This window comes from Rhodanobacter sp. K2T2 (genome assembly GCF_013408815.1).
Lineage (GTDB): Bacteria > Pseudomonadota > Gammaproteobacteria > Xanthomonadales > Rhodanobacteraceae > Rhodanobacter.
The window spans coordinates 130,641-155,793 of sequence record NZ_JACCCA010000008.1 but is presented as its reverse complement, the minus strand read 5'-3'; the positions used below and the strand labels follow the sequence as shown (position 1 = coordinate 155,793).

Genomic DNA, 25,153 nt, shown 5'->3' with positions numbered 1-25,153 from the left:
CTCCTCAAGGTGTTGAACCGTTGAAATCGATGAATATCGGGGTGGGCTGCAGCAGGTCCAGACAGCTCGCGTCGAGCGACCTGGGGTCGAGCTTCTCGACGAATTGCTTGATCAGCTTGGGCGCACAGCCGGCCGCCATGACGCTGTGCGCCTGTCCCTTCAGCACCAGCACGCGCGCGTTGGGCAGACCCTTGGCGATTTCTTCGGCATAGCGCGGTGGCGTGACCGGATCGTACTGGCCGGCCAGCAGCAGCACGGGTTTGTCGGTCTTCAGCGGCTGGTGGAAATTCGCCGGTCGCGTGCCCTTGGGCCAGACCGAGCAGACCGCCTTCAGCGAATCGACCATCTTGGTGCCGAGGATGGTTTGCTCGTCCTGCGGGCGTGGCGTCAGCAGGTCGGCATCCTCGCTGCAGATGACCGAGTACTGCATGCCGCTGCCCATCAGCTCCGACAGATCGCCGGAAAGAATTTTGGCCTGCCCCAACAGCGGGCCGACGTCGCCATGCGCGGCCGCGTCGATCGACATCGGCAGCAGCGCGGCTGTCGGTGGCGTATAGGCGAACATGCGCACCACGCTGGCCAGCGAGCTTTCGTTCAACACGCGCTTGACCGCCCGATACGTTTCCGGATCGCGAAAGCTCACCGGATGCGGGTTGGCGCGCAGCGCATCGCGCAGCTGATACAGCGTCTGGTCCGGATCGCCGAAGCGTTGCTTGCAGGCCGGTTCGGCAGTGCAACGCGCAAACTGCAGCTTCAACGCTTCGTCCAGCGTCTGCGCAAAGCTTTCGCCGAGCGCCAGCGTATTGGGCACGCTGCTGTCCAGCACCACGCTGCGCACCGCATCCGGGTAATGCATCAGGTACTGCTGCGCCATGCGCGTGCCGTAGGACACGCCGATCAGATCGAACGCCGGCGAGCCCAGCGCCTTGCGCACATCCTCCAGATCTTGCGCCGCTACCGTGGTGGTGTAGTAGCGCGGGTCGGCGCGCGGACTGATCTGCTTGAGGCAGGCCGCAGCGGCGCTGCGAATTTTGCCGACGTCGTCGCTGTCTTCGTCGTCCTTGGCGGTGATCTCATCGGAGTCCTTGCAGGTGAGCGCGTTGGAGCCGCCGGTGCCGCGCTGATCGATCAGCAGCACATCGCGATGCGCACGCAGCGGCTGCAGCACCGAGGCCACCGTGCCGGCTTCGGCGGTTGCCGCCTGCCCCGGACCGCCAGCGAGAAACACCAGCATGTCGCGGCTGGGCACCTGCGCGCTGGTGCGCAGCACCGCCAGTTTCAGCTTGATGATCCGGCTGTGCGGATCGTCGCGATTTTCCGGCACGGGAAAATCGGCGCACCATGCCGCGGTGCTGAGCCCGCTATTGGGCTGCCCGAGCTCGCATGCGGTGAGCGTGACCGAACCGAGCTGCCAAGTGCGCGGTTTCGCCGGCGCTTCGTCTTTCTTTGGCGATGTCGCCGGCACCGGCTCGTTGGCGAGCGAATCGTCCTTTGCATGGAAGTGATTCCAGGCGAGCACGCCAGCCACCACGACAACGACTCCGATACGAAAAAGCGACCGTCCTTTCAGTGCCATGCCGCCTACCCCTCACCCGGAACAAAAATGGATTCAATCGAACGGTCGAACAGTTTGGCGATCTTGAACGCCAGCGGCAGGCTGGGATCGTACTTGCCGGTTTCGATGGCATTGATCGTCTGCCGCGACACGTCAAGCCGTTCGGCCAGATCGGCCTGCGACCAGCCCTGCTCGCCGCGCAGTTCGCGTAGCGAATTATTCATGCGTCACGCGTGGCCATCGCGGTGCCGGGCGCGGCGCTTTCGCCAATGGATGACAGCCCGGGCGAGCGCGACGACGATAAGGGCGGCGGCCATCCCGACCACCATTCCAGCGTGAAACGCATCGCGCTTGAGATAGGCAAACAGCGCCACAAAACCGAACATCGCCGCGAACGCCGTCACCCGCCAGTGCAGCGCGATGGATTCATCCGCGTCGCAAGCCAGATCGTCGCCATAGCGTTGCGCCACCACCCAGCGGGTGAAGCCGTAGCAGATCATCATGACCGGAAAGACCCAGATCAGGATGCTGCCATCCAGGGCCAGCACCTGGGCCGAGGCCAGAAACCCGCCGACCAGGCTCAACGTGGCAACCACGCCGGTCGCCACGCCCAGGCCGATCAGATGCGTGCGCTGCTCCAGCTCGTCGCTGTCGCGAATGCGCCGCGCCATCAAAGCGATCACGTAAAGCATCGGCGGCAGCGGTGCGAGCGCCAGCACCCAGCGCAGCGGCACGCTGCTCGCCGTGCGCACCAGCGGCCAGACCAGCACCATCAAGGCGACGTAGACCGTCATCGCGAGCAGCACACGCTGCTGGTAGCGCTTTTCTTTCAAGCGGGGCATGGCGGCATCCTCGGAGAATCCCAGCAAGTCTTCGATTTGCTCACTGGAGTGATAGCTCGCTGGCAGACGCTTTCCCAGCGTTGGCGGAAAATGTCATGTCAAGCGTACTTGACACAAAGAGTGCGCGAGCCGACCCGATATGTCAAGCTTGCTTGACATCAATCCTTTGCCGCCATGGGCGATGTTGCATTTGTCCGTTTGCCGGCACAGAGCGACGCCTGGAGTCACCGAGGCGGTGATATTCGAGCGGGAATGCCCCATCTGGCGGTCCGCCTTCAAGCAGCGGAATGTGATGCAGCACACGCTTTCCAACTCACGGATTTCGAGGTCCATTGAAATGATGTGAACCGAAGCCGCGTGCAGTCTGCCTTTGTCATTTTTTGTGCATTCCTTTCGGGAGGGTTGACCAAGACTGCTGGCACAGGGATTGCCTCCTGTATCTGGTTCGAGGCGTTCATTCAAATCGTTTGGCTACCGGGGGAATCCCATGTTCATGAAGAATACTTTGCGCGGTATCGCGTTCACCGTCTTGGCAAGTGTCATGGCCTCTGTGCATGCCGCCAATCCCGCCACGGCCACCTTTCAGGTACTGATCACTATCACCAAGGCCTGCACGGTCACCGCGGGCTCGGCATCCAATATCAACCTGGGCTCGGTCGCAGCTACCGCGGTAAACACCACCGGCAGCAACACCATCAGCGTCAACTGCTCCAAGACCACGCCGTATTACGTGGGCCTGGCGCCATCGAATGCCAACACGGCCGGCGCCGGCACCATGGTGTCTACCACCGCGCCAGCGACCAACACCGACAAAGTGCCCTACCAGCTGACCTCGACCGCCGGCGCTGGCGGCACGATTTGGGGCAATACCGCGACGTCTACGGCGGTAGGCAACGGCGTGGCAGGCACCGGCACGGGCCTGGCGCAATCGCTGACCGTCTACGCGACCGCCGCCAGTGCCAACTTCACCCCGGACAGCTACGCCGATACCGTCACCGTCAACGTCAATTATTGATCGGCCATGCCGCGCGCTTTGCACTGGCGATGTGCGCTGCTTGCGCTGGCCGCGGCCAGCAGCGGTGCCACGGCCAGCGGTCTGCAGGTGGCGCCCGTCACGCTGAGTCTGCAGCCGGCGCAAAATGCCGACGGACTCTGGCTGAGCAATACGGGGGACAGCGTGATCCACGCCCAGGTGCGGGTTTATCACTGGTCGCAGGATGCCAGCGGCGATCAGCTGACCGCATCGCAGGGGCTGGTGATCAGTCCACCGATGCTGCAACTGGCGGTCGGCGAGCCGCAGCTGGTACGGGTTATACGCCTCGGTGCCCCGCCCAATGGCCCCGGCGCCGTCGAGGACGCCTTTCGTGTGGCTATCGACGAACTGCCGGTCGACATGCACGGCAAAAAAGGCCTGCAGTTCGTCCTCCATTACAGCGTGCCGGTATTCGTGGAGCCGGCCGGTTCGACTGCGGCACCGCCGGCGCTGCACTGGGCCCTGCAGCGTGACGGCGACCATGCAGTCCTGGAGGTTGGCAACACCGGCGGCAGCCATGCGCAGCTGGCCAGCTTGAGTTTCATCAACAGCGCCGGCCAGCGCAGCGAAATCACGCCGGGCCTGCTCGGTTACGTGCTTCCCGGCGCCACCATGCGCTGGGTCTTGAAACCGCCCGTGGCCGTGTTCGCGTCCGGTGGCACGCTGGAGGCATCGATCAATGGCGAGAAAGCTACGCAAAAGCTGTCGCTGGCCGATCGTCCTCGCTGAGCTGCTATGTATGCAGGGATTGCTGGCACCGGCCGCGCACGCATCGAACACGGCAGATAGCGCAGCGCCCGCCACCAGCCCCGCACTGATTGCCGATGGCGGCAACCCGAACGGCCAGGCGGGAAACGACCTGTATCTGGACGTGATACTCAACGGCGCATCCAGCGGGTTGGCTCACTTCAGCCTTCGCGACGGACAGCTGTGGGCAAGCCAGGCCACCTTGCGTCAGCTCGGGTTTGCGCTGCCGCCGGGGATGTCCGACCCGCTGCGACTGAGCAGCCTGCCCGGCAGCATGGTCGCCTACGATGCCAGCGGGCAGACGGTAAAGATCAACGTGCCGCTGCGCCTGCTGCGGCTGTCGACCACGGTGCTGAATACGCCGACCGCCTCGGCAAAAAAGCCCAGCGCATCGCCCGGCGCGCTGCTCAACTACGAGGTCTACGGCACCCAGGGCGAGCACGGCACCGGCAGCCTGAGTGCGTTCACCGAGCTGCGCGTGTTTGGACCGGCCGGGGTGTTCAGCAGTACCAGCCTGTCTCAGGCCACGCGTGGCGAAGGCAGCAGCAGTTCAACCGACAAGACGGTGCGACTGGATACCTCGTTCAGCACCTCGTTCCCCGACAGCCTGCTGACGCTGCGTTTCGGCGACACCCTCACCGGCGCGCAAACCTGGACGCGCTCGACCCGCATCGGCGGCATCCAGCTGGGCACGGACTTCGCGCTGCAGCCGTATCTGATCACCGCGCCGCTGCCGGCATTTATCGGCTCGGCCACGCTACCGTCGCAGGTCGATCTCTACGTCAACGGGCTGCGCCAGTACAGCGGCAAGGTGCCCACCGGACCGTTCCAGCTCAACACCATTCCCAACATCAGCGGCGCGGGCAATGCGCAAATCGTGCTGACCGATGCGCTGGGGCGAGCGACCACGCTCAACTTTTCGCTGTACGACACGCATCAGCTGCTGCAACAAGGGCTGTCGCAGTGGTCGACCGACATCGGCTACGTGCGCGAAAACTACGGACTGGCGTCGTTCGACTACGGTCGCGACCCGGCCGCCAGCGGCAACTGGCGCTATGGCGTCAGCGATCATTTCACCGCCGAACTGCACGGCGAGGCCACGGCCGGCCTGACCGAAGCCGGCGCCGGCGGCGTATGGCTGCTGGGCGACAGCGGCGGCGTTCTCTCCGGCTCGCTGGCGCAGAGCGAGCACCAGGGCCAGAGCGGCTCGCAGTACAGCGCGGGCTACAGCTGGCGCAACAATCGCTTCAATTTCAGCGTGGATGAAACGCGCACTCGCGGCGACTACCTCGATGTCGCCTCGCTGTATGGCGCCCCGCCGCCGAGCGTGAGCACGCAGGCGGTGGTCGGCTACAGCACCCGGCACCTGGGCGAGTTTGGCGTGAGCTACCTGGATTTGCGCTATCCCAAACAGGACCCCTCGCGCTACGCCACCGTGTATTGGTTCAAGTCGATCGGGCATGCGATGTCGCTTAGCCTGAGCGCCAACCAGAACCTCGACAATGCAACCGATCGCAGCCTGTTCGCCGGCTTCAACGTCGTGCTGGACGACACCACCACGGTAAGCACCGGTCTGCAGCGCGACGGCAGCAGCACGGGCCTGAGCCTTGACGCCGGCAAATCGGCGCCCAGCGCCGGCGGCTGGGGTTGGCGTGCCGACCTGCGCCAGAATGGCGGCCAGGGCGAAGTGGATTATCTGGGCCGTTACGGCATGCTCGATGCCGGCGTCAGTTCGATCGCCGGCCAGAACTATGGCTATGCCGGTGCTACAGGTTCACTGGTCTTGATGGGTGGCGACGTGTTCGCTTCGCGGCGCATAGACGATGCCTTCGCCGTCGTTTCCACCGACGGCATAGCCGGCGTGCCGGTAAAACTCCAGAACAACCCGATCGGCACCACCGACAGCCACGGCATGCTGCTGGTCGAGCCACTGAATTCGTATCAGAACAACGAGGTGTCGATCGACCCGATGCAGCTTCCGCAAGACGTGCGGATCGATCGGGTCAGAACGATCGCCACGCCGACCGATCGCGCAGGCATATTGGTCAAGTTCGGTATCACGCCGGTGCAGGCCGGCGTGCTCACCCTGGTCGACACGAACGGCAAGCCGCTTGCGCTCGGCAGTCAGGTGCGCGTACACGGTCAGCGCAGCGGCGATCCGGCGCTGGTCGGCTTCGATGGCCAGGCTTACCTGGAAACCCTGCAGAAGCACACCGTGCTCGACGTGCTTACCCCGGATGGCGAATGCCATGTGGCCTTCGACTATCGCAAAGTGGGCAAGACGATTCCGCACATCGGCCCGCTGCGCTGCTTGGCGGAGACCTTCCGATGATGAAGCCGCGGCTGATTGCCGCGATCGTATTGCTGATCGCGCTGATCGGCAGCGCGCTGATAGCGCCGCGCACCGTACATGCCCAGGCCGCCTCGGTCACCTGCAGCGTGACCAGCGCGCCGACGATCAACTTCGGCCCTGTCGACGGTCTGGTTAACGGCGCCACCACCTCGGCATCGATCGGCTGGACCTGCAAAAACCCCTCGTTGCTGCTGGCTGCCAACGCGACGCTGTGCATCAATATCGGTAACGGCACCGGCGGCGTTCTGGGAACCAATCGGCTGATGTCGGCCGGCACCGGGCAAAACCTGCAGTTTCAGATGTACCAGGACAGTGCTCGCACGCAGATCTGGGGCTCGCTTTTTTCGGCCGTCAACAATGTGCCGTATCAAACATCGATCGTCGTACCTCTCGGCATTACCGTGCTGCTGCCCGGCACCGCCAGCGGCACGGCAACCGTGTATGCCAGCGTGCCCAACGCGCAAATCGGCCTGACCGCCGGCACCTATATCAGCACGTTTGCCGGCACCGATGCCGAAATCACTGTCGCTTCCAACTACACGACGACGCCGGCCACCTGCGGCACCGGCAACGCCAGCGCCTTCAGCTTCACTGCCAACGCCGTCGTCACCAAGAGCTGCACTATCACGGCAACCAACAACCTCAATTTCGGGTCGACGGCCGGCCTGCTGACGAGCAACGTGGACGCGACGACGACCGTGCAAACCCAGTGCACCAACAGCACCGCGTTCCAGATCGGACTGGACAACGGCCAGCACGCCAGCGGCACTACCCGGCAAATGGCCGGCAGCAGCGGCGACCTGGTCATCTACGAGCTGTATCAGGACAGCGCCCGCACCATACGCTGGGGCAACACAGTCAATACCGACACTGTCACCGGCACCGGAAACGGCGCCGTGCAAACCAACACCGTATACGGCCGCGTGGCGCCGCAGACGACGCCTACCCCCGGCACCTACAGCGACACGATCACGGTCAGCGTGACCTATTGATCCGTTTCGGTCGTCCCCGAGCTTGCCGTTGCCCGCAACCCGACCGCACCCGCCGACCGCATGAACGCGCGGCCATGGCCGGCGCGATTTATCGATATCCAGACTGCCGTGAAGCCGGCTCGCGCGAAGGCGTCGGACTCTCGTGCGAATAAGCCGACCGCCGTCGTCAGCGACGCGCAGTACGCAAGAACTGGCGGGCACGAGCGTTAAATAAAACATGAGACCAGCGTGAAGAAAAAGTGACGTAGTTCACATTATCGGTGCCATAATTTGTCAGGGAATGTGTAGGGGTTTTGCCTCTCAGGCGGGCATGAAAAATTTAAATTCCATATCTTTCAAATATTTATCTATAGCCATTAGTGCTCCAGCACCAAGTGGCGCCCATTTTGCAAAATGAAACTCAGACCGTTCGATACGTCATTGCATGGTCTTGCTTGTCCGAATACATCTCCCTGGGTATCGACGCGCGTTGCGATCAACCAATCACGACAACAATTTGAAGGAAGCACCATGAACAAGACTCTCTTCTACGCCCTGACCACCGGCTTTTTCAGCATGGCCGCTCTGGCCCCGGCAGCGGCTCTGGCCGTCGACGGCACGATCAACTTCACCGGCGCTGTCACGGCGTCCACCTGCAAAATCAACGGCGGCGCAGCTCCCGCTACCCTCGCTGTCACCCTGCCGACCGTAGCCAACACGTCGCTGGCATCCGTCGGTGCCGTCGCCGGCCGCACGCCGTTCAGCATCGCGCTGAGCGCATGTACCGGTCAGACCAAGGCCACCACGTATTTCGAGCCGGGCCTGACCACCAGCACCGACGGCAATCTGAAGATCGCCAGCGGCGGCGCCAGCGGCGTCGAACTGCAGCTGCTCAACAACGACGCTACCAATAGCGTGATCAATGTCGCCAATGCGTATGGCGCACAGAATTCCAACCAGATCACCCTGACGTCCGGTGCCGGCACGCTGAACTACTACGTGCAGTACTACGCCACGTCTGCGGCCGTGACGGCCGGCGCCGCCAACAGCAGCGTTCAGTTCACCATGGTTTATCAGTAAGCATGCATGACAGGCTTTACGGCGAAGCTGCTTCGCCGTAAAGCCTGGGTTTGCTTTGCACCAAACCTCTTGCGGAAACCTTTCGATGAAAAGCATGGGTTGCGGCGTACTGTCGTACGCATTCGCACTTCTTTTCTGCGCGAACGTCGCGCAGGCCAGCGTGATTATCGGCGGTACTCGCGTCATTTTTCCCGCGAAAGACGGCGAGGTAACGTTGCGCCTGAGCAACGACAGCGCACGACCTGCGCTGATCGAGGCATGGGTGGATCGCGGTGATCCGAAGTCCACGCCAGAAAAAGTCGACGCGCCCTTCCTGATAACGCCGCCGCTGTTTCGCATCGAGGCGCACAAAGACCAGAGCCTGCGCATCATCGCCACGCCGGCGCCCCTACCGACGGATCGCGAATCGTTGTTCTGGCTCAACGTTCTGGAAATTCCACCGAAACCCAGTTCGATGGAAACGCAGGACAAGAACACCCTGCAGCTGGCGATCCATTCGCGGCTCAAGCTTTTCTATCGCCCGGATCACCTGCCAGGCGACCCGCTAAAAGTGCCGGCCCAATTGATCTGGAAGGTCGCTCCGCAGGCGCAGGGCTACGTGCTCGACGTGCGCAACCCGACTCCTTACCACATCACCATTACCGACCTGTCGGTCAACGTGGGCGGCAAATCGTATGCAAGCGAAACCGGGATGATCGATCCGCTCGGTGTGCTGCGACTGACCATCAAGGGCCTGAGCCAGGCCCCAGCCGCCGGTACGCCGGTTAACTATGTTGTCGTCAACGACTACGGCGCGGCAACGACGTTCAGCGGCACGATCGCCCCATGAAGGGTCGACCGGCTCCGCCTTCGGCGCTTCGTTGGCGCAGGTACGGTGCGTGCCGCCATATCCTGCTGCGTGCCTCGATCGCGATGGCGTTGGCCGGGCGGGTGTTGCCGGCAGCGGCGATGCCGGTCGACGGTGTTGCCAGCGCCCCGCCCGATGCCGCGGCCGACGCGAACAGCAACGACGCCAGTTTCGACCGCAACCTGCTGTCCGGATCGAGCAAAAACACGACCGACCTGTCCCGCTTCGAACACGGCAATCCCGTGCTGCCGGGCCGCTACAACGCGGACGTCTATCTCAACACCGTACTGTCCGGACGAAGCAACGTACGTTTCGCGACCGTCGCCGGGCAGGACAGCGCCAGCGCGTGCGTCGATCGCCATCTGCTCGATCAGCTCGGCCTGCATCCGCCGAAACTCTCCGCCGACCTTGTCGCCAAGCTGGAGGATCCCGCCGCATGCGTCGATATCGCTAGCCTGATACCCGATGCCACCGTCACGTTCGACATGGCCGAACTGCGCATCGACGTGAGCGTTCCGCAGACCTACCTCGGACAGACCCCACGCGGCTACGTCAGCCCGGAAAACTGGGATGCCGGCGTGCCGGCCGGGCTGTTGAACTACAGTTTCAACAGCTATCTCACCACCAACGAGGGACAGGATCAGACCTCGGCCTACCTCGGCCTCAATGCCGGCTTCAATTATGGCCCGTGGCACTTCCGCCAGGATTCGACGCTCAACTGGCAATCCGCCAGCGGCAGCGCGCCGGCACGTCGGCAGTGGCAGAACATCGATACCTATGTGCAGCGCGATCTGCCCGCATGGCGCGCGCAGCTCACCTTGGGCGATTCGTATACCGATGGCCAGGTGTTCGACAGCTTCGGCCTGCGCGGCGTGCAGATTGCTTCCGACGATCGCATGCTGCCGGACTCCCTGCGCGGCTACGCGCCGGTGGTACGCGGCGTAGCCGACACCAATGCCAAGGTGACCGTGCGCCAGAACGGCGTGCTGATCTACCAGACGACGGTGGCGCCGGGCCCGTTTGCCATCAGCGACCTGTATCCCACCGGCTACGGCGGCAGCCTCGATGTAACGGTGACCGAAGCGGACGGACGGGCGCGCAGCTTTTCCGTCCCGTATGCGTCGGTCGTGCAGCTGCTGCGTCCCGGCATCACCCGTTTCGATATCGCGATCGGGCAGCTGCGCGATCAATTCATCGAGCACCAGCCGGCGGTGGCGCAGGCAGCGCTCCAGCACGGGTTTACCAATCTTCTGACCGGCTATGCCGGCCTCGTCGGCTCGCAAGGCTACGCCTCGGTGCTGATCGGCAGCGCGATCAACACCCGCTATGGCGCAGTGGCGCTCGATCTGAGCCATGCACGCACCGACGTTCCCGGTTATGCGACCCAGGCCGGCCAGAGTGTCCGACTGAGCTATAGCAAGATCTTTACCGATAACAACACTTCGTTATCGGTAGCCGCGTACCGATATTCGACCAGCGGTTATCTGAATCTGACCGACGCTGCGCTGACGCGAGACGACGCGCGACGCGGTATCGATCCGTTCGACTACGTGGCTCCGACAGCGCTTCCGACAACCGACGACGGCGTGCTGACCCCGGCTCAGCAGGCGTCGCTGTTTGGCACCGATGCGCTGGGCAATTCGCTGCTCAGCAGCACGGGCTTGCAGCGCCAACGGGGCACCTTTTCGATCAGCGTGAGTCAACAGCTCGGCGCACACGGCGGTTCGTTCTACGCCAATGCCTCCACCACCAATTACTGGAATAGCCCGGGCACGAATACGCAATTCCAGGCCGGCTACAACAATACGTTCCACCGCGTGAGCTATAGCCTTTCGGCAACCCGTTCGCGCGATCAGCTTGGCCGCAACGACAACCAGTATCTGGTGAGTTTCAGCGTGCCGCTGGGCGACGCTGCGCATGCGCCCACGCTGTCGTTCAACGCCAGTCACGACCAGACCGGTTCGCAAGATCAGGCGATGGTCAGCGGCTCGCTCGGTGCCGACAACCAGGTCACCTATGGCGCGACCGCTACGCATGGCAGCGGCGAAACCGGCAACTCCGGCAGCGTCAACGGCGGATATCGAAGCCCGTATGCGATTTTCAACGGCAGCTACGGCAGCGGCAGCGGCTATTCGCAGACGTCGCTGAGCGTCACCGGTGCCGTGGTCGCCCATCCCGGCGGCATCACGTTCGGTCAGCCGACCGGCGATACGGTGGCGGTGGTGTTCGCACCCGACGCGAACGGTGCACGGCTGACCAATGCCTCCGGCGTGCGTATCGACAGCGCCGGATACGCGCTGGTGCCTTATCTCACCCCGTACAATCTCAACACTATCGGCATCGACCCCAAAGGGCTGCCGCTGGACGTACAGCTGGATGCCACCAGCGCCCAGGTGGCGCCGCATGCCGGTGCGGTGGTGATGCTGAAATTCCGCACGGAGAGCGGGCGCACCATCATCGTGCGCGCCCGCTTGCCCGACGGCCAGGCACTGCCGTTCGGTGCGGAGATATTCAACGCACAGAACCAGTCGCTCGGGGTCGTCGGCCAGGCCGGCCAGGTCCTGCTGCGCGGCGTGGACCAGAGCGGATTGCTCAGCGCACGCTGGCAGGACGACGACGGCAACAAACTATCGTGTTCATTCCACTACCGGCTGCCTGCCACAACAAGCAAACATGTCCAGCGCTATGAAGAAATTCAAGCCACCTGCCTCTCCAACACTCCTGTCGCGATGGCCGGTGGCAGCCAATGACTCGCGCATGCGTCTTGCTTTCGCACGACTCAAGCGCGACGACCGACATATCCAGGGCGATCATGAAACGCTTTTTTGACCGGGTTGCAGACTTTTTCGGCACGGGATGGCTGCGCGGGAGCGCTTTGTTATTGGCGCTTGGCATACTTGCGCTTGTACCCGGCGGGGCGAAAGCCAACTGCACCATCACGGCCGGCTCGGCGCCCGCTGCGGTCAACTTCACGCCGCCAAGCTCCACGATAACCGTATCTTACGGCGCCGCCGTGGGCACCGTGCTCTATCAATCGGGCTCGGTGGCGCCCGCCAATCCCAACTCCATGACTTGCAGCAACAACTCCATCTATGGCGTCAGCAACAACGTCGGCGCTCAACCAGGAACAACGGCAACGATTTATCCGACAGGCGTTGCCGGCATCGGCTACAGCATTGGACATAGCACCTCGACCAACCTTTTGCTGCCTTATCCGTGCTGCACGATTGCCAATGGCTCGTATACCAACTCGGTCGCGTCCTCTCTGACCCTGATCAAGACCGGACCGATTGTCAGCGGCAGCGTCATACCGGCGGGCACGCTGGCGTACTGGTTGTATGCGAACGGATTGAAGATCGAAGCGTTCAATCTGACCACCTCGATAACCATTATCGATCCGGCTTGTTCGGTCAACACGACGCCGATCAATGTCACGCTGCCCACCGTAAGCGTCGGGGCCATGGCGAGCGTCGGAGCTACCGCTGGAACGACGCCGTTCGCCATCGCCCTGACCTGCTCCAGCGGTGCCACGCTCGACATCGAGCTGGACTATGCCGGCACCGCATCGAACATCACCGGCGTGCTTACCAAAACATCCGGCAGCTCCGCCGGGGTGGGCTTGCGATTGCTGGACCAGAATTACAATCCGGTCGTGTTTGGCGCCACGACCGTTGTCGGCAGCACGCCGACCGGTGCATTGAGTATTCCCTATTACGCTCAGTACTACCGCAGCGGTACCGTCACGGCGGGCAGCATCAACGCCTCCGCCACTTTCACCCTGTCGTATCAGTGACCGGACACACCTCTATGAAAAATCGAATGATTCACTATGTTCTAGCACTGGGCCTTTTCGCGACATCAGCCAGCCCTGGTATGGCGCAATCCGTGGCGCATCCAAGAACGGCCCATGCGACCAGCCGAACCGGCGTAACCGCGAATACGGCGACAGGCTCGCCAAACGCAGCGCCTTCTATTGGCAATACATCGCAGCCGATCACGCGGGCGCCGCTAACGACCGATTCCACCGCCGCTGCGGGCCACCAAGCCAACGGTGCCATCCAGAGCGCAGGCGCCACGAGCGCCAAGGTCTGCCGAACAGACGGTTCGACGGTTTATTTCTGCAATTGATAGCGGACTGGCGGGCCGAGCCCCCGATCAAGTAGGTGCGCGCGCCCGGAAGCGGCCGGCCTGCTTACACGTCGACCTCCGGCTTTCGTGTTCACTCGTAAGTCTGCGTAACCAGAACCGGATCGTCAGCGTCGGGGCGACCGGCTTTGACATAGCTGTCGAAATAAGCGAGCACGCGATCAGACTCTGAACTCGACAAGCGCTCGACGCTCACGGCGTAGACGCGTGCCGTATTGGCGGCCGGGTGGCTGGTTTCGCTGCATGCTCGGCGTACCGGCTGATTCACTAAAGCTTCACTGACCGTTGCCGTTAAAGAACTCGACCAGGCAGCGATACTGCAGGTTGGAGCGACAATGGCACCGACGAAGCTGATGGTGCCGCCGTCGGCAGCGGCAGGCTCTGCGATCAGGGCGCAGGCAACCATGGCACATAGGCTGAAAGCCGAAACAACGCGTCGTGCAAGATGCATGGGAATGTCCTCAAGCCCCCGCGAAACGGCGGGTTGCATGAAGCGCATCGGCAGCACGACGAATGTCTTGATGCCATCTCTCTACCCCGATGAGCGAAATGTGAGCCGAGTCACATAATCCGTCCGAAGCGTCATTCGGAATCGCTCGATTCGTTTCCCCTATCTGCATTCACAAAGAAAGGAGAGGAATGCGCCGTTCTCACGGAAACAGCCTTATGTCGGCTATCGCATATGCTGTGGCGCGCGGCGTTTGAGAAAGCCCTGCGGAGAAATAGAGTGGCGCGGGTGCCGTTTTGCTCCGCTTCCCTCGAGAATCACGGAAGCGGAGGCTTTTTCACGCACCCACTCAACTACTCATAGGTTTGAGTGACGACGACAGGATCTTTGGCGTTAGGCGAGCCGTTCCTTACATATTCGTCAAAGTACCGGAGCACTCGATCTGCTTCTGACGCTGAAATTTGAACGGTCGTACTGGCATAAAACCTGGACGCTGTCGATGCGTGTGCGCTTCCGGCATCGCAATCGAAACGCTGCCCAAGCGAGGTCGAGGCCGATGCTGCCGAAGCCGTCGTTTCCGTCAGCGCAACTGGGCAAGTGGGAGCAACAATGCTCCCTGAAAAAACGATCTTCGACTCTTCCGCACTAACCGTAGAACAAAGCGAGATGGAGCACATAACCAAGCCCACCGCCAACTTGGAGAAAACTGAAGTCATATCGAGATTCCCCCTGTGAGGACAGCTCAGGGCGGTCTGCCCTGCCAGGGTTAGAATCTTCTTTCGACCTCGACGATACTGGCGGCCAGGTCACGGTTTTAACGTGATAACGTCGTGAAATAACTGATAAAATCAATCTTTCGTATGGCTCGCGCGATGGCAGCGTGAGGGGCACGTGATCCAGCACAGCGGCGTGCGATACGAACTGGTTGCCATTGCTTATGCAAGCGCACGCCCATATCGGTCGGCGGTGGCATGAACAGGCTGTTAGAGATTGACCTCAGCGCGAAGAAATGTACTTTTCGCGGCGGATCTGCGGCACGGGAAGACCGAAGTCCTTCAATACGATAAAGGCAGCATCGACCATGTTGGGATTGCCGCAGAGGTAGGCGATGTCACGCTCGGCGCTGGGTGCCAATTCGGCCAGCACGGTCTGCACGTGGCCGCTGCGATCGGTCGGGAGCGGAGTGGCGCGCGGCTGGCGGCTCAGGCAGCCGTGAAAGACGAAGCCCGGATGCTGCTGCGAGAAAGCTTCGAACTCGTCGCCGTAAAGCAGCTCTTCTTCGGAGCGCGCACCGTACAGCAGCACGACTTCGCGATCGCCCTTTTCCAGCAGTGCGGCAATTTGCGGCAGCATCGCGCGGTACGGCGTGACGCCGGTGCCCGTGGCCAGCAGCAGATAACGCGGGTGAACATCGGCCTCGTGCAGGCAGAAGCGCCCGTAGGGTCCGCTGGCATCGATGATGCCGCCGTGCGCCAGCTCCCCCAGAAGCTTGGTGGCCGCGCCGCCCTCGACGTAGCTCACCGCAATCTCGATGCGCTGCACGGGCGAGCTGCCATCGCCCACGGTGGCTACCGAATAGCTGCGCTTGGTCGCCGTGCCGTCGTCGTACTGAAAGTGGATTTGCAGGAACTGCCCCGGCTGGAATGCCAGCGGCTGGCCGTCAACCCGCTCGAAAACGAGGTGGCGCACCGACGACGCCAACATGCGGCTATCGACGAGACGGAGCTGGAAATGATCGGCCATGGGAGTCCTGACGGTCTTGAGGAAACGGTGCGTGCACCCGGAGGATCGGGTGGCCGCGCCAAGCCCGCTATAATAGTTGGCTAAGAGCCGCTGACCAAACGCTGGCGCTGCCGCCATTCGAACCCGCGGGTTCGGGGCGCGCCCAGCGCATGGTTTTCCAGGCTTTCCCTCACCCGGCATCCCCCATGACATCAGCACCCGCACTCGTCGTCGAGAACCTGCGCAAGACCTATGGCAACGGCGTCGAAGCCCTCAAGGGCATCAACCTCACCGTGCAACCCGGCGACTTTTTTGCCCTGCTCGGCCCCAACGGGGCCGGCAAATCGACGCTCATCGGCATTCTCTCGTCCCTGGTCAATTCCACCGACGGCGACGCCAAGGTGTTCGGCATCTCGGTCAATAAGCATCGCAACGAGGCGATGAAGCTGATCGGCCTGGTGCCGCAGGAAATCAACTTCAACCAGTTCGAGAAACTGTTCGACATCTGCGTGAACGAGGCCGGTTTCTACGGCGTGCCGCGCAAGATCGCCGCCCAGCGCGCCGAAAAATATCTGAAAGAGCTGCGCCTGTGGGACAAGGCGCAGCACCAGGCGCGCATGCTGTCCGGCGGCATGAAGCGACGCCTGATGATCGCCCGCGCCATGATGAACGAGCCGAAGCTGCTGATCCTCGACGAGCCGACCGCCGGCGTCGATATCGAGATCCGCCGCTCGATGTGGCAATTCGTCAGCGGCATCAATGCGGCCGGCACCACGGTGATCCTCACCACGCATTATCTGGAGGAAGCCGAGCAGCTGTGCCGCAACATCGCGATCATCGACGGCGGCCGCATCGTCGAAAACACCAGCATGCGCAACCTGCTGGCGACGCTGGATGTCGAAACCTTCGTATTCGATATCAGCGGCACGCTTGGCGACCTGCCGACGCTGCCCGGCATCACCTTGCGCCGCATCGACGACCACACGCTGGAGGCCGACATGCCGCGTGCGCAGGATCTCAATTCGCTGTTCGCCGCCCTGTCGGAAAACCACATTACCGTCGTTTCGATGCGCAACAAAACCAACCGGCTGGAGGAGCTGTTCGTGCGGCTGGTCGAGAACGGTCGCCATGACAATGATGGCTCGGAGAAAGCGGCATGAGCACCTCAACCAATCTCGTCGCACTGCAGACGCTGGTCCGTCGCGAAATCGTGCGCATCATGCGCATCTGGACGCAGACGCTGATTCCGCCGGCGATCACCATGACGCTGTATTTCGTAGTGTTCGGCAAACTCATCGGCGGGCGCATCGGCACCATCGAAGGCGGCTTCAGCTACATCCAGTACATCGTGCCCGGCCTGGTCATGATGAGCATCATCACCAATAGCTACGGCAACATCTCCAGTTCGTTCTTCGGCGCCAAGTTCAGCCGATCGGTGGAAGAAATGCTGGTCTCGCCAATGCCGAACTGGGTGATCCTGCTCGGCTATGTCGCCGGCGCAGTGACGCGCGGCCTGGTGGTCGGCGTGCTGGTGCTGCTGATCGCGCTGTTTTTCACCTCTCTGCATGTCGTACATCCGATCATCACCTTTCTCTCGGTGCTGCTCGGCGCGACGATTTTTTCCCTGGCCGGCTTCGTCAACGCGGTGTTCGCCAAGAAGTTCGACGACATCGCCCTCGTGCCCACCTTCGTGCTGACTCCGCTCACGTATCTGGGCGGCGTGTTCTATTCGATCAACATGCTCGGCGAGCCGTGGCAAACCATCTCACGAATCAACCCGATCCTATACATGGTCAACGCGTTCCGCTTCGGCGTGCTGGGCATCACCGACGTCAATATCTGGGTCGCGTTTGTCGTGATGCTGGCATTTGTCGTGGCCTTGTCGATCGTGGCGCTGCAGTTGCTCCAACGCGGCATCGGTTTGCGGTCGTGAAAACAGGGGCGAGAGGCGAGTAGCGAGGGTTGCGAAGTTGAGCTTTCATCGATAACCAATCAACGTAGAACTCGCATTTCGCGCCCTCGCCCGTCGCCCCTCATCTCTGGCTCCAATAATGCGCGTCAACAAATACATCAGCGAAGCCGGCCTGTGCTCGCGCCGCGAGGCGGACGATTTATTGGTTGCCGGGCGCGTCACCATCAACGGTGAAATCGTGAGCACCGGCGCCAAGGCGCTGGATGGCGACGAGGTGCGCGTGGATGGCGAGATCGTCAAGGCACGCATTCTCGCGGCCACGCCGGGCGCCAAGAAAGCCGTCTATATTGCGCTGAACAAACCGGTCGGCATTACCTGCACGACCGACCAGAGCGTCGACGGCAATATCGTCAATTTCGTCGATCATCCGCAGCGCATTTTTCCGGTCGGTCGGCTGGACAAAGACTCCGAAGGGCTGATCCTGCTGACCAGCAACGGCGACATCGTCAACGAGATTCTGCGCGCCGAAAACAACCACGAGAAGGAATACCTGGTCGCGGTGGACAAGGCCGTCACCGACGAATTCCTGCGCGGCATGGCCAAGGGCGTGCGTATCCACGGCCAGATGACCAAACCCTGCCGCACCCGCCGCATCGCCAAGTACGGCTTCTCGATCGTGCTCACCCAGGGATTGAACCGGCAAATCCGTTTGATGGCCGCCGCGTTCGACTATCGCGTGACGCAGCTGCGTCGCGTGCGTATCGACAACGTCAAGCTCGCACATTTGAAAATCGGCCAGTGGCGCAATCTCACGGAAGCCGAACTCAAAGAACTTCTGCCGGAACGCACGCAGTGGTGAGTCCGGTCGACTTTTTGTAGAAGCGGCTGTCGCGGCGTGGGGCCACTCATGCATCATCGCGGCGATCGATGCCAGCAAACCTTCTGCCCTACACTCCTGGCGAATGCCATCGAACGGTGGCCCGATGCACCGCGACATGCCATCCGAATGACATGTCCGAATACGGCCAGACCGCCACTCAGCATTGCCTGACAATGCCGGAACTCCATCAAGGACTTCCCCATGACACCGTCGTTCCAGCTTGTCGGTATTGACCACGAACCGTTTGAGTCGCTCTTCCTGCTGTCGGACGAAGCGTTGAAGGAACATCATGCAGAGCGTCGCATCGCAGCCGAGAGCCCGGGCTACCCCTGCCGTGTCAGCCTCGAGGACGCAAAAGTCGGAGAAGAACTGTTGCTTCTCCCCTATCTTCACCAACCGGCCGCATCGCCGTACCGCGCGTCAGGGCCCATCTTCGTCCGCCGTGCCGCGAAACAGCGCAGGCTGGAGGTAGGGGAAGTTTCGAGTTACGTCACCGGCCGCCTCATGTCGGTGCGCGCGTATGACAAGGCACACATGATCGTTGCTGCCAGTGTGTGCGAGGGCATGCTCGTGGCAAAACGACTCGAGAGTTACTTCGGCAACGATCAGGTCGATTACATCCATCTGCACAACGCCGAGCGAGGATGCTTCTCCTGCCAGGTCATTCGCGCCTAGGCATCGATGTGCCCGATCCTTGCATCGAGCGTAGCTGGCTATGGCTCGTCGCTTTTTGTCGCAGCTCGCCCTCCGTAGGAGGAAGAAAGTGCTCCCATCAGAAAACATCGGAGCGGATCAAGCCGCCGGCAGAGTCTGCAGATCCCAGCGCGGATACACCTGTACCGAAGCATCCTGGTACTGCCCGCTGGTCAGCCGAATCGCACCGGCCAGCGCGATCATCGCGCCGTTGTCGGTGCAGAAATCCAGTCGCGGAAAATAGACCTTGAAGCCGTCCTTCGTGCCGGCCGCCGCCAGCTCGCTGCGCAAGCGTCGATTGGCGCCGACGCCGCCGGCGATCACCAGCCGCTTCGCGCCGCTGGCCTCTAGCGCGCGCCGGCACTTGATGATGAGCGTGTCGACGATGGCCTCCTCGAACGCTCGCGCGATATCGGCGCGCGTCTGATCGCTCTTGTCCGACTGCTGCCAGGCCAGCAGTACCTGGGTTTTCAGGCCGGAGAAGCTGAAGTCGAGGCCGGGGCGATCGGTCATCGGGCGGGAAAAGCGAAATGCGCCCGCACGCCCGCTTTCGGCCAGCTTCGCCAGCATGGGGCCGCCGGGGTACGGCAGGCCCATCATCTTGGCGGTCTTGTCGAAGGCTTCGCCAGCAGCATCGTCCAGCGTGTCGCCGAGAATCGTGTACTGGCCGATGGCCTTGACCTCGACCAGCATCGAGTGCCCGCCCGACACCAGCAGGGCTACGAACGGCGGCTCCGGCGGGTCGTCCTCCAGCAGCGGCGCCAGCAGATGGCCCTCCATGTGATGCACGCCGATCGCTGGCACGCCAAGGGCCCAGGCCAGTGCCCGGCCCGCCGACGCACCGACCAGCAGCGCCCCGACCAGACCCGGGCCGGCGGTATAAGCCACGCCGCCCAGGTCCTGCACGGTCAAACCCGCGTCGGTCAGCGCCTGGCGAATCAGTGGCACGAGCTTACGCACATGGTCGCGGCTGGCCAGTTCCGGCACTACGCCGCCGTACTCGGCGTGCAGCTTGATCTGGCTGTAAAGCGTGTGCGCCAGCAGGCCGCGGCCTGGAGTGGCGGGCTCCCAGCGCAACAGGGCCACGCCGGTTTCGTCGCACGACGTCTCGATACCGAGCACGGGTTTCATCACATTAGGATCCATCGGATCAGGCTTGCTCATATCGGGTTTCATCGGACGAAGCCCGTCAAATCGGGCTGGCGCAAATCAGGCTTTATGGGGGCTTTGAAAATTGAGCGATATGCGCGGTATACTTTGCGGCTCGCCCTATCCAACAGTCCCGTTTCCGCGGGAAGATTACCACTCGGAGTTTCCATGCCCAACGTAAAAGTTCGCGAGAACGAGCCGTTCGAGATCGCACTGCGTCGTTTCAAGCGTACCTGCGAAAAGGCCGGCGTGCTCGCTGAAACGCGCAAGCGCGAGTTCTATGAGAAGCCGACCCAGGAGCGCAAGCGCAAGCGCGCTGCCGCCGTCAAGCGCCATCTGCGCCGTCTCTCGCGCGACGTTTCTCGCAAGACCCGCCTGTACTGAGTTTCCCGATCTGCCTCAGCGGCAGATTCGCCGGCGCCCAGCGCCAGGCCCATAGGAAACGCGGTTGGCGCCAGCTCTTACTGAAGCCGTCGCAGCCACCGCAAGCGCATCGGATCGATCAGGCCGGTGTTGTCCCCAGGGACAACGCCGGCTTTGTCGTTTCCGTAGAATCGACTTTTCGCTGTCCATTCTCCCCAACCCACCGGAGATTCCACACATGACGCTCAAGCAGCAGCTTACCGAAGATATGAAAAACGCCATGCGCGCGGGCGAAAAACATCGTCTGGGCGTGATTCGCCTGATGCTGGCGGCGATCAAGCAACGCGAGGTCGATGAACGCATCGAGCTGGACGACGCCCAGGTGCTGGCCGCGCTGGAAAAGATGCTCAAGCAGCGGCGCGACTCGGTCAGCCAGTTCGAGGCGGCCGGTCGCGAAGATCTGGCGATCATCGAGCGCGACGAGATGGCGGTGATCGAAACCTACCTGCCGACCAAGTTGAACGATGCAGAAATCGACGCTCTGGTCGAGGCCGCCATTGCCGATACCGGCGCCAGCTCCGCCCGCGACATGGGCAAGGTCGTGGCCGCGGTGAAGGAAAAAGCCGCTGGCCGGGCCGACATGGCTGTGGTATCGGGCAAGATCAAGGCACGGCTAGCCTGAGTTTGTCTCGTCTGACACCGATGTTGCGGCGAAAACGGCGCAATATTCTGCGAACGCGACCTTTTTAAAGGCCGACCAGCCGCACCATGCATTCTCTTCACGTGGCTGCCCCAAGAATGCCCGCGTCCGGCCACTCCGGCCATCACCATCGTAGGGAGTACACCATGCTGAAGTGGGCCATTATTTTCGCCATCATCTCACTCGTCGCCGGCTGGCTGGGCTTCGGCGGCATCTCCGGCGCCGCGGCGACTGTCGCCAAGGTATTGTTCGCAATTTTCATCATCATCTTCATCGTCATCGTGCTGGGGCTGGTAGGCATCGTCCACCTGTTTTGACCGGCCGAATCGCTGCATGCCGAACGGCGCCTTCGGGCGCCGTTCGTTTTTCGGGCGTGCGAACTCCTGCCGGAATAAATTTCCCGCCAGCCAGCCGCTAAACTGGCGCTCTGATGCGCGGCCTGATTCCCGATAGTTTTATCGATGAACTGCTTGCTCGCGTCGACATCGTCGACGTGATCGAACGGCGCGTGCCGCTGAAAAAAGCCGGGCGCGAGTGGACTGCCTGTTGCCCCTTCCACAACGAGCGCTCGCCGTCGTTTTACGTGAGCCCGGCCAAGCAGTTTTTCCACTGCTTCGGCTGCGGCGCGCACGGCAGCGCGCTGAAGTTTCTGATGGACTACGAGCGGCTGGAATTTCCCGACGCGGTCGAGGAACTGGCGCAAACCCTGGGCATGACGGTGCCGCGCGAAGGCGGTCGCGATGCGGCGCCGCGCGAGGACAAGACGGATCTGTACGCCCTGCTCGACGCCTCCGCCAGCTGGTACCAAAGCGAGCTGCCGAAGAGCAAGGAGGCGCAGGCCTATTGCAAGAAACGCGGATTGGACGCCGAAACCATTGCGCGCTTTCGCCTCGGCTGGGCGCCGGCCGGCTACGACGGCGTAATCAAGTCGCTGGGCAATAGCGAACGGCGCCTGCAGCTGCTCAACGAGGCCGGCATGGTCGCCAGCAGCGAGCAGGGGCGGAAATACGATCGTTTCCGCGAGCGGCTGATGTTTCCGATCCTGGATCGGCGCGGGCGCGTGATCGCCTTCGGCGGAAGAATTATTTTCAGCGCGCCTCCTGCGCGCGAAGATCAAGAAGCAGGCATCCCTGCCCGCACTTCTCAACAGAGCACCTCACCCAAATACCTCAACTCGCCCGAGACGCCGCTGTTCCACAAGGGCCGCGAGCTGTTTGCGATGTGGCAGGTGAAGCAGGCCAATGCCAACCTGCCGCGTATCGTGGTGGTCGAAGGCTATATGGACGTGATCGCCCTGCATCAGGCCGGGCTGCCGATTGCGGTGGCCACGCTGGGCACCGCGACCACGCCCGAACATACCGAAGTGCTGTTCCGCGCCGCGCCCGACGTGGTGTTCTGCTTCGACGGCGACCGCGCCGGCCGCGCCGCGGCCTGGAAAGCGCTGGAGTCGGCGCTGCCGCGGCTGCGCGACGGACGCCAGGCGTACTTCCTGTTTCTGCCAGACGGCGAAGATCCGGATTCACTGGTACGCAAGGAAGGCAAGGAAGGCTTCGAAAAGCGCATCAAGGAAGCGATGCCGCTGTCGGATTATTTCTTCAACGAGCTGTCGCACGACGTCGAGCTGGGCAGCCTGGACGGGCGTGCCCGGCTCGCCGAGCGCGCCCGTCCGCTGATCGGCAAGCTGCCCGACGGCGCGTTTCGCGATCTGATGGCACAGGAGCTGGAGCGGCGCAGCGGCGCGCGCGCGCTGGTGCAACCCGCAGCGTCCAGCCATCGCGCGGTGCAACGCCCGATCGCAGTGCAGCGTTCGCTGGTGCGCAGCGCCATCGCCCTGCTGCTGACGCAGCCCGGCATCGCCGATCAGGTAGAGAAACCCTACCGGTTTCTGCCGCAGGACAAACCGGGTATCGGCCTGCTGGCCGAGCTGCTCGACATCGCCCGCTCGCGGCCGGGGATCAACTCCGCCATGCTGGTGGAGCACTTCGCCGAGCGCGAGGAATATCCGGCACTGCAGAAGCTGATGGCTGCCGTTTCGGTGGGTGAGCCGGACCGGCAGGCGCGCGAATTTCTCGATGCGATCGCTCGCCTAGAGCACCAGGCCAGCCTGACGCGCAAGCGCGAGCTTGAAAGCCGCCGCAGCGCGCTGAGCGACGCCGAAAAGGACGAGCTGCGAGCGCTGCTGCCGATCCGCGAGACGTTTACCTCGGACCTGAGTTAACCGTTGCGAACACCACGCGAGCCGCCGCCGGTGGCCGGCAGCTCGCGCTCTAACACGCTCAGCCTTTCAGCTTCACCGCAAACTTCGCCACACGCTCGCCGAGCAGGCGCGCCGTTTCCAGGTCGCCCGATCGCGGCGCCTCGTCCGGTGACGCGTCCGACGGGGAAATCGCCAGCGCACCGGCCGAACCGGCCGTCCAGTTCACGTTGCTCGGGCCATCTTCCTTTTTGTTGGAGGGCAGTAGGCCGGTGCCGATCCATATCTGGCCGTGCTGCTGCGACAGCGTGAAGAAATAGGTGATGGTGGAAAACTTGTCGCCGTTGACCGAGGCGGAGTTGGTGAAACCGGCGGCGATCTTGTCCTTCCACGCGCTGCTGAACCAGGGCTTGGAGCTGGCGTCGGCGAATTTCTTGAACTGCCACGCCGGGCCGCCCATATAAGTGGGGCTACCGTAAATGATCGCGTCCTGCGCGCCTAGCGTCTCCAGCGCGCCCTCCGGCAGATCGCCCTGCTCGTCGATGCGAAACACCGTCACCTCGGCGCCGGCGACGCCCGCCGCGCCCTTCTGCACCGCTTCGGCCTGCTTGGCAGTGTGGCCGTAGCCGCTGAAATAAACGATGGCGATTTTTGCCATGAGAAGCTCCCGTCAGGTTGTGTATCGTTTATGTCTGGAGCCTGCAAGGGGAAACATCAAGCCCGCGCACGGATGCTCGGCGGTGGCTGATGCGTGGTGGGGCATCCTGTCACCCCGCGGGCAACGGTCACGCAACGTGTGGGATGATGCCGCTTTGCCATCAACTACCGGCGCTGTGCCGGCACGCATGGATTTGCTTGAACGACTGATCACGATTTTCGCCGAAAACGGCTACGTTGCGGTCTTTATCGCGCTGATGATCTGCGGCGCGGGCCTGCCCCTGCCGGAAGATGTCACCCTGGTCGCCGGCGGCGTGATCGCCGGGCTGGGCTACGTCAACGTGCACGGCATGTTTGCGCTGGCGATGTTCGGCGTGCTGCTGGGCGATTCGGCGATCTTCCTGCTCGGCTACCGCTACGGGTCCAGCATTCTGAAGTGGCGCTTCGTGGCGCGCATCCTGACCCCGAAGCGTTACCAGATGGTGCAGGAAAAATTTGTCCGCTACGGCAACCGCATGCTGTTCGTCGCCCGTTTCCTGCCGGGCATGCGCACCACGATGTACATCACCGCCGGCATCAGCCACCGGGTGTCGTTTTTGCGCTTTCTGCTGATCGATGGGCTGGCCGCGCTGATCAGCGTGCCGTTCTGGGTGTATCTGGGCTATTTCGGTGCCGACAACCACGAGTGGCTGATGAAATGGATGGGCCGCGGACAGAGCAGCCTGTGGGCGCTGGTCGGCATCATCGCCGTCCTGCTGCTGGTGCTGTGGTGGCGGCATCGGCGACGCAGCAACACGCAGGCCGACGGCAAGTCGGCCTGATCTGCTCCATCTTCGAGAAGGCGCGTATGCTCCGCGATCG

At 62.6% G+C, this 25,153-nt stretch carries 24 protein-coding genes; 17 read left to right on the top strand and 7 right to left on the bottom strand.

The window, feature by feature from the left end; genetic code table 11:
• Window positions 1-4: 4 nt before the first annotated feature.
• From HDE78_RS14195 to HDE78_RS14185, 3 genes are read right to left on the bottom strand one after another with little or no spacing between them, the layout of a single operon-like run.
• Window positions 5-1,576, bottom strand: a complete 1,572-nt coding sequence (locus HDE78_RS14195) for an alpha/beta hydrolase (RefSeq protein WP_179480602.1) — start codon at window positions 1,574-1,576, stop codon at window positions 5-7.
• A gap of 5 nt (window positions 1,577-1,581) precedes the next feature.
• Complete coding sequence (locus tag HDE78_RS14190) at window positions 1,582-1,779, bottom strand: helix-turn-helix transcriptional regulator (RefSeq protein WP_179480600.1); 198 nt, start codon at window positions 1,777-1,779, stop codon at window positions 1,582-1,584.
• A 3-nt stretch (window positions 1,780-1,782) separates the two neighbouring features.
• Window positions 1,783-2,397 (bottom strand): hypothetical protein, encoded by a 615-nt coding sequence (locus HDE78_RS14185; RefSeq protein WP_179480598.1) that lies wholly within the window; start codon window positions 2,395-2,397, stop codon window positions 1,783-1,785.
• 541 nt (window positions 2,398-2,938) lie between these two features.
• Between HDE78_RS14185 and HDE78_RS14180 the strand changes: the two genes are divergently transcribed.
• The 8 genes from HDE78_RS14180 (at window position 2,939) to HDE78_RS14145 (ending at window position 13,221) form a co-directional block, all read left to right on the top strand.
• On the top strand, window positions 2,939-3,412 hold the full coding sequence (locus HDE78_RS14180) for a spore coat protein U domain-containing protein (protein WP_218862376.1): 474 nt from the start codon (window positions 2,939-2,941) through the stop codon (window positions 3,410-3,412).
• Window positions 3,413-3,418: 6 nt separating this feature from the next.
• Complete coding sequence (locus HDE78_RS14175; protein WP_179480594.1) at window positions 3,419-4,159, top strand: fimbria/pilus periplasmic chaperone; 741 nt, start codon at window positions 3,419-3,421, stop codon at window positions 4,157-4,159.
• 10 nt (window positions 4,160-4,169) lie between these two features.
• Window positions 4,170-6,509, top strand: a complete 2,340-nt coding sequence (locus HDE78_RS14170; RefSeq protein ID WP_255457818.1) for a fimbria/pilus outer membrane usher protein — start codon at window positions 4,170-4,172, stop codon at window positions 6,507-6,509.
• On the top strand, window positions 6,506-7,522 hold the full coding sequence (locus HDE78_RS14165; RefSeq protein WP_179480590.1) for a spore coat protein U domain-containing protein: 1,017 nt from the start codon (window positions 6,506-6,508) through the stop codon (window positions 7,520-7,522). The genes HDE78_RS14170 and HDE78_RS14165 overlap by 4 nt, the downstream gene beginning before the upstream one ends.
• A gap of 510 nt (window positions 7,523-8,032) precedes the next feature.
• Window positions 8,033-8,581: a fimbrial protein gene (locus HDE78_RS14160; protein WP_255457817.1), complete on the top strand. Its 549-nt coding sequence runs from the start codon at window positions 8,033-8,035 to the stop codon at window positions 8,579-8,581.
• Window positions 8,582-8,666: 85 nt separating this feature from the next.
• Window positions 8,667-9,410 (top strand): fimbria/pilus periplasmic chaperone, encoded by a 744-nt coding sequence (locus HDE78_RS14155; RefSeq protein ID WP_179480588.1) that lies wholly within the window; start codon window positions 8,667-8,669, stop codon window positions 9,408-9,410.
• On the top strand, window positions 9,407-12,178 hold the full coding sequence (locus tag HDE78_RS14150; RefSeq protein WP_179480586.1) for a fimbria/pilus outer membrane usher protein: 2,772 nt from the start codon (window positions 9,407-9,409) through the stop codon (window positions 12,176-12,178). The genes HDE78_RS14155 and HDE78_RS14150 overlap by 4 nt, the downstream gene beginning before the upstream one ends.
• A gap of 62 nt (window positions 12,179-12,240) precedes the next feature.
• A complete protein-coding gene (locus tag HDE78_RS14145) occupies window positions 12,241-13,221 on the top strand; it encodes a fimbrial protein (RefSeq protein ID WP_179480584.1) in 981 nt (326 codons plus the stop codon).
• A 426-nt stretch (window positions 13,222-13,647) separates the two neighbouring features.
• Here the strand turns inward: HDE78_RS14145 and HDE78_RS14140 are convergent, their stop codons facing one another.
• Together HDE78_RS14140 and HDE78_RS14135 are read right to left on the bottom strand one after the other, a co-directional pair.
• The gene (locus tag HDE78_RS14140; RefSeq protein WP_179480582.1) at window positions 13,648-14,082 is read right to left on the bottom strand and encodes a hypothetical protein; all 435 of its coding nucleotides are present in this window, start codon (window positions 14,080-14,082) and stop codon (window positions 13,648-13,650) included.
• Between the two features lie 936 nt (window positions 14,083-15,018).
• Window positions 15,019-15,765, bottom strand: a complete 747-nt coding sequence (locus tag HDE78_RS14135; RefSeq protein WP_179480580.1) for an FAD-binding oxidoreductase — start codon at window positions 15,763-15,765, stop codon at window positions 15,019-15,021.
• Window positions 15,766-15,950: 185 nt separating this feature from the next.
• Here HDE78_RS14135 and HDE78_RS14130 point away from each other — a divergent pair, with 185 nt between their 5' ends.
• From HDE78_RS14130 to HDE78_RS14115, 4 genes are all read left to right on the top strand, one after another.
• On the top strand, window positions 15,951-16,904 hold the full coding sequence (locus HDE78_RS14130; RefSeq protein ID WP_179480578.1) for an ABC transporter ATP-binding protein: 954 nt from the start codon (window positions 15,951-15,953) through the stop codon (window positions 16,902-16,904).
• Window positions 16,901-17,677 carry an ABC transporter permease gene (locus HDE78_RS14125; protein ID WP_179480576.1) on the top strand — a complete coding sequence of 259 codons (777 nt, stop codon included), beginning with the start codon at window positions 16,901-16,903 and terminating at the stop codon, window positions 17,675-17,677. The genes HDE78_RS14130 and HDE78_RS14125 overlap by 4 nt, the downstream gene beginning before the upstream one ends.
• A 118-nt stretch (window positions 17,678-17,795) precedes the next feature.
• Window positions 17,796-18,515, top strand: coding sequence for a pseudouridine synthase (locus HDE78_RS14120; RefSeq protein ID WP_179480574.1), 720 nt, complete (start codon window positions 17,796-17,798; stop codon window positions 18,513-18,515).
• Between the two features lie 222 nt (window positions 18,516-18,737).
• Complete coding sequence (locus tag HDE78_RS14115) at window positions 18,738-19,211, top strand: DUF1203 domain-containing protein (protein ID WP_179480572.1); 474 nt, start codon at window positions 18,738-18,740, stop codon at window positions 19,209-19,211.
• A gap of 117 nt (window positions 19,212-19,328) precedes the next feature.
• On the opposite strand, the gene tsaD is transcribed toward HDE78_RS14115, so the two are convergent.
• Complete coding sequence (tsaD, locus tag HDE78_RS14110; RefSeq protein ID WP_255457815.1) at window positions 19,329-20,393, bottom strand: tRNA (adenosine(37)-N6)-threonylcarbamoyltransferase complex transferase subunit TsaD; 1,065 nt, start codon at window positions 20,391-20,393, stop codon at window positions 19,329-19,331.
• A gap of 153 nt (window positions 20,394-20,546) precedes the next feature.
• Between tsaD and rpsU the strand changes: the two genes are divergently transcribed.
• The 4 genes from rpsU to dnaG all read left to right on the top strand — a co-directional run bounded on the left by rpsU (window position 20,547) and on the right by dnaG (window position 23,659).
• On the top strand, window positions 20,547-20,762 hold the full coding sequence (rpsU, locus tag HDE78_RS14105) for a 30S ribosomal protein S21 (protein WP_077483322.1): 216 nt from the start codon (window positions 20,547-20,549) through the stop codon (window positions 20,760-20,762).
• 217 nt (window positions 20,763-20,979) lie between these two features.
• Window positions 20,980-21,423: a GatB/YqeY domain-containing protein gene (locus tag HDE78_RS14100; protein ID WP_179480570.1), complete on the top strand. Its 444-nt coding sequence runs from the start codon at window positions 20,980-20,982 to the stop codon at window positions 21,421-21,423.
• Between the two features lie 164 nt (window positions 21,424-21,587).
• Window positions 21,588-21,758, top strand: a complete 171-nt coding sequence (locus HDE78_RS14095) for a DUF1328 domain-containing protein (protein WP_179480568.1) — start codon at window positions 21,588-21,590, stop codon at window positions 21,756-21,758.
• 113 nt (window positions 21,759-21,871) lie between these two features.
• Complete coding sequence (dnaG, locus tag HDE78_RS14090) at window positions 21,872-23,659, top strand: DNA primase (RefSeq protein ID WP_179480566.1); 1,788 nt, start codon at window positions 21,872-21,874, stop codon at window positions 23,657-23,659.
• Between the two features lie 58 nt (window positions 23,660-23,717).
• Here dnaG and HDE78_RS14085 read toward each other — a convergent pair whose 3' ends face one another.
• Complete coding sequence (locus HDE78_RS14085; protein ID WP_179480565.1) at window positions 23,718-24,293, bottom strand: flavodoxin family protein; 576 nt, start codon at window positions 24,291-24,293, stop codon at window positions 23,718-23,720.
• Between HDE78_RS14085 and HDE78_RS14080 the strand changes: the two genes are divergently transcribed.
• Window positions 24,292-25,113, top strand: coding sequence for a DedA family protein (locus tag HDE78_RS14080; RefSeq protein ID WP_255457814.1), 822 nt, complete (start codon window positions 24,292-24,294; stop codon window positions 25,111-25,113). The genes HDE78_RS14085 and HDE78_RS14080 overlap by 2 nt on opposite strands.
• Window positions 25,114-25,153: the final 40 nt, after the last annotated feature.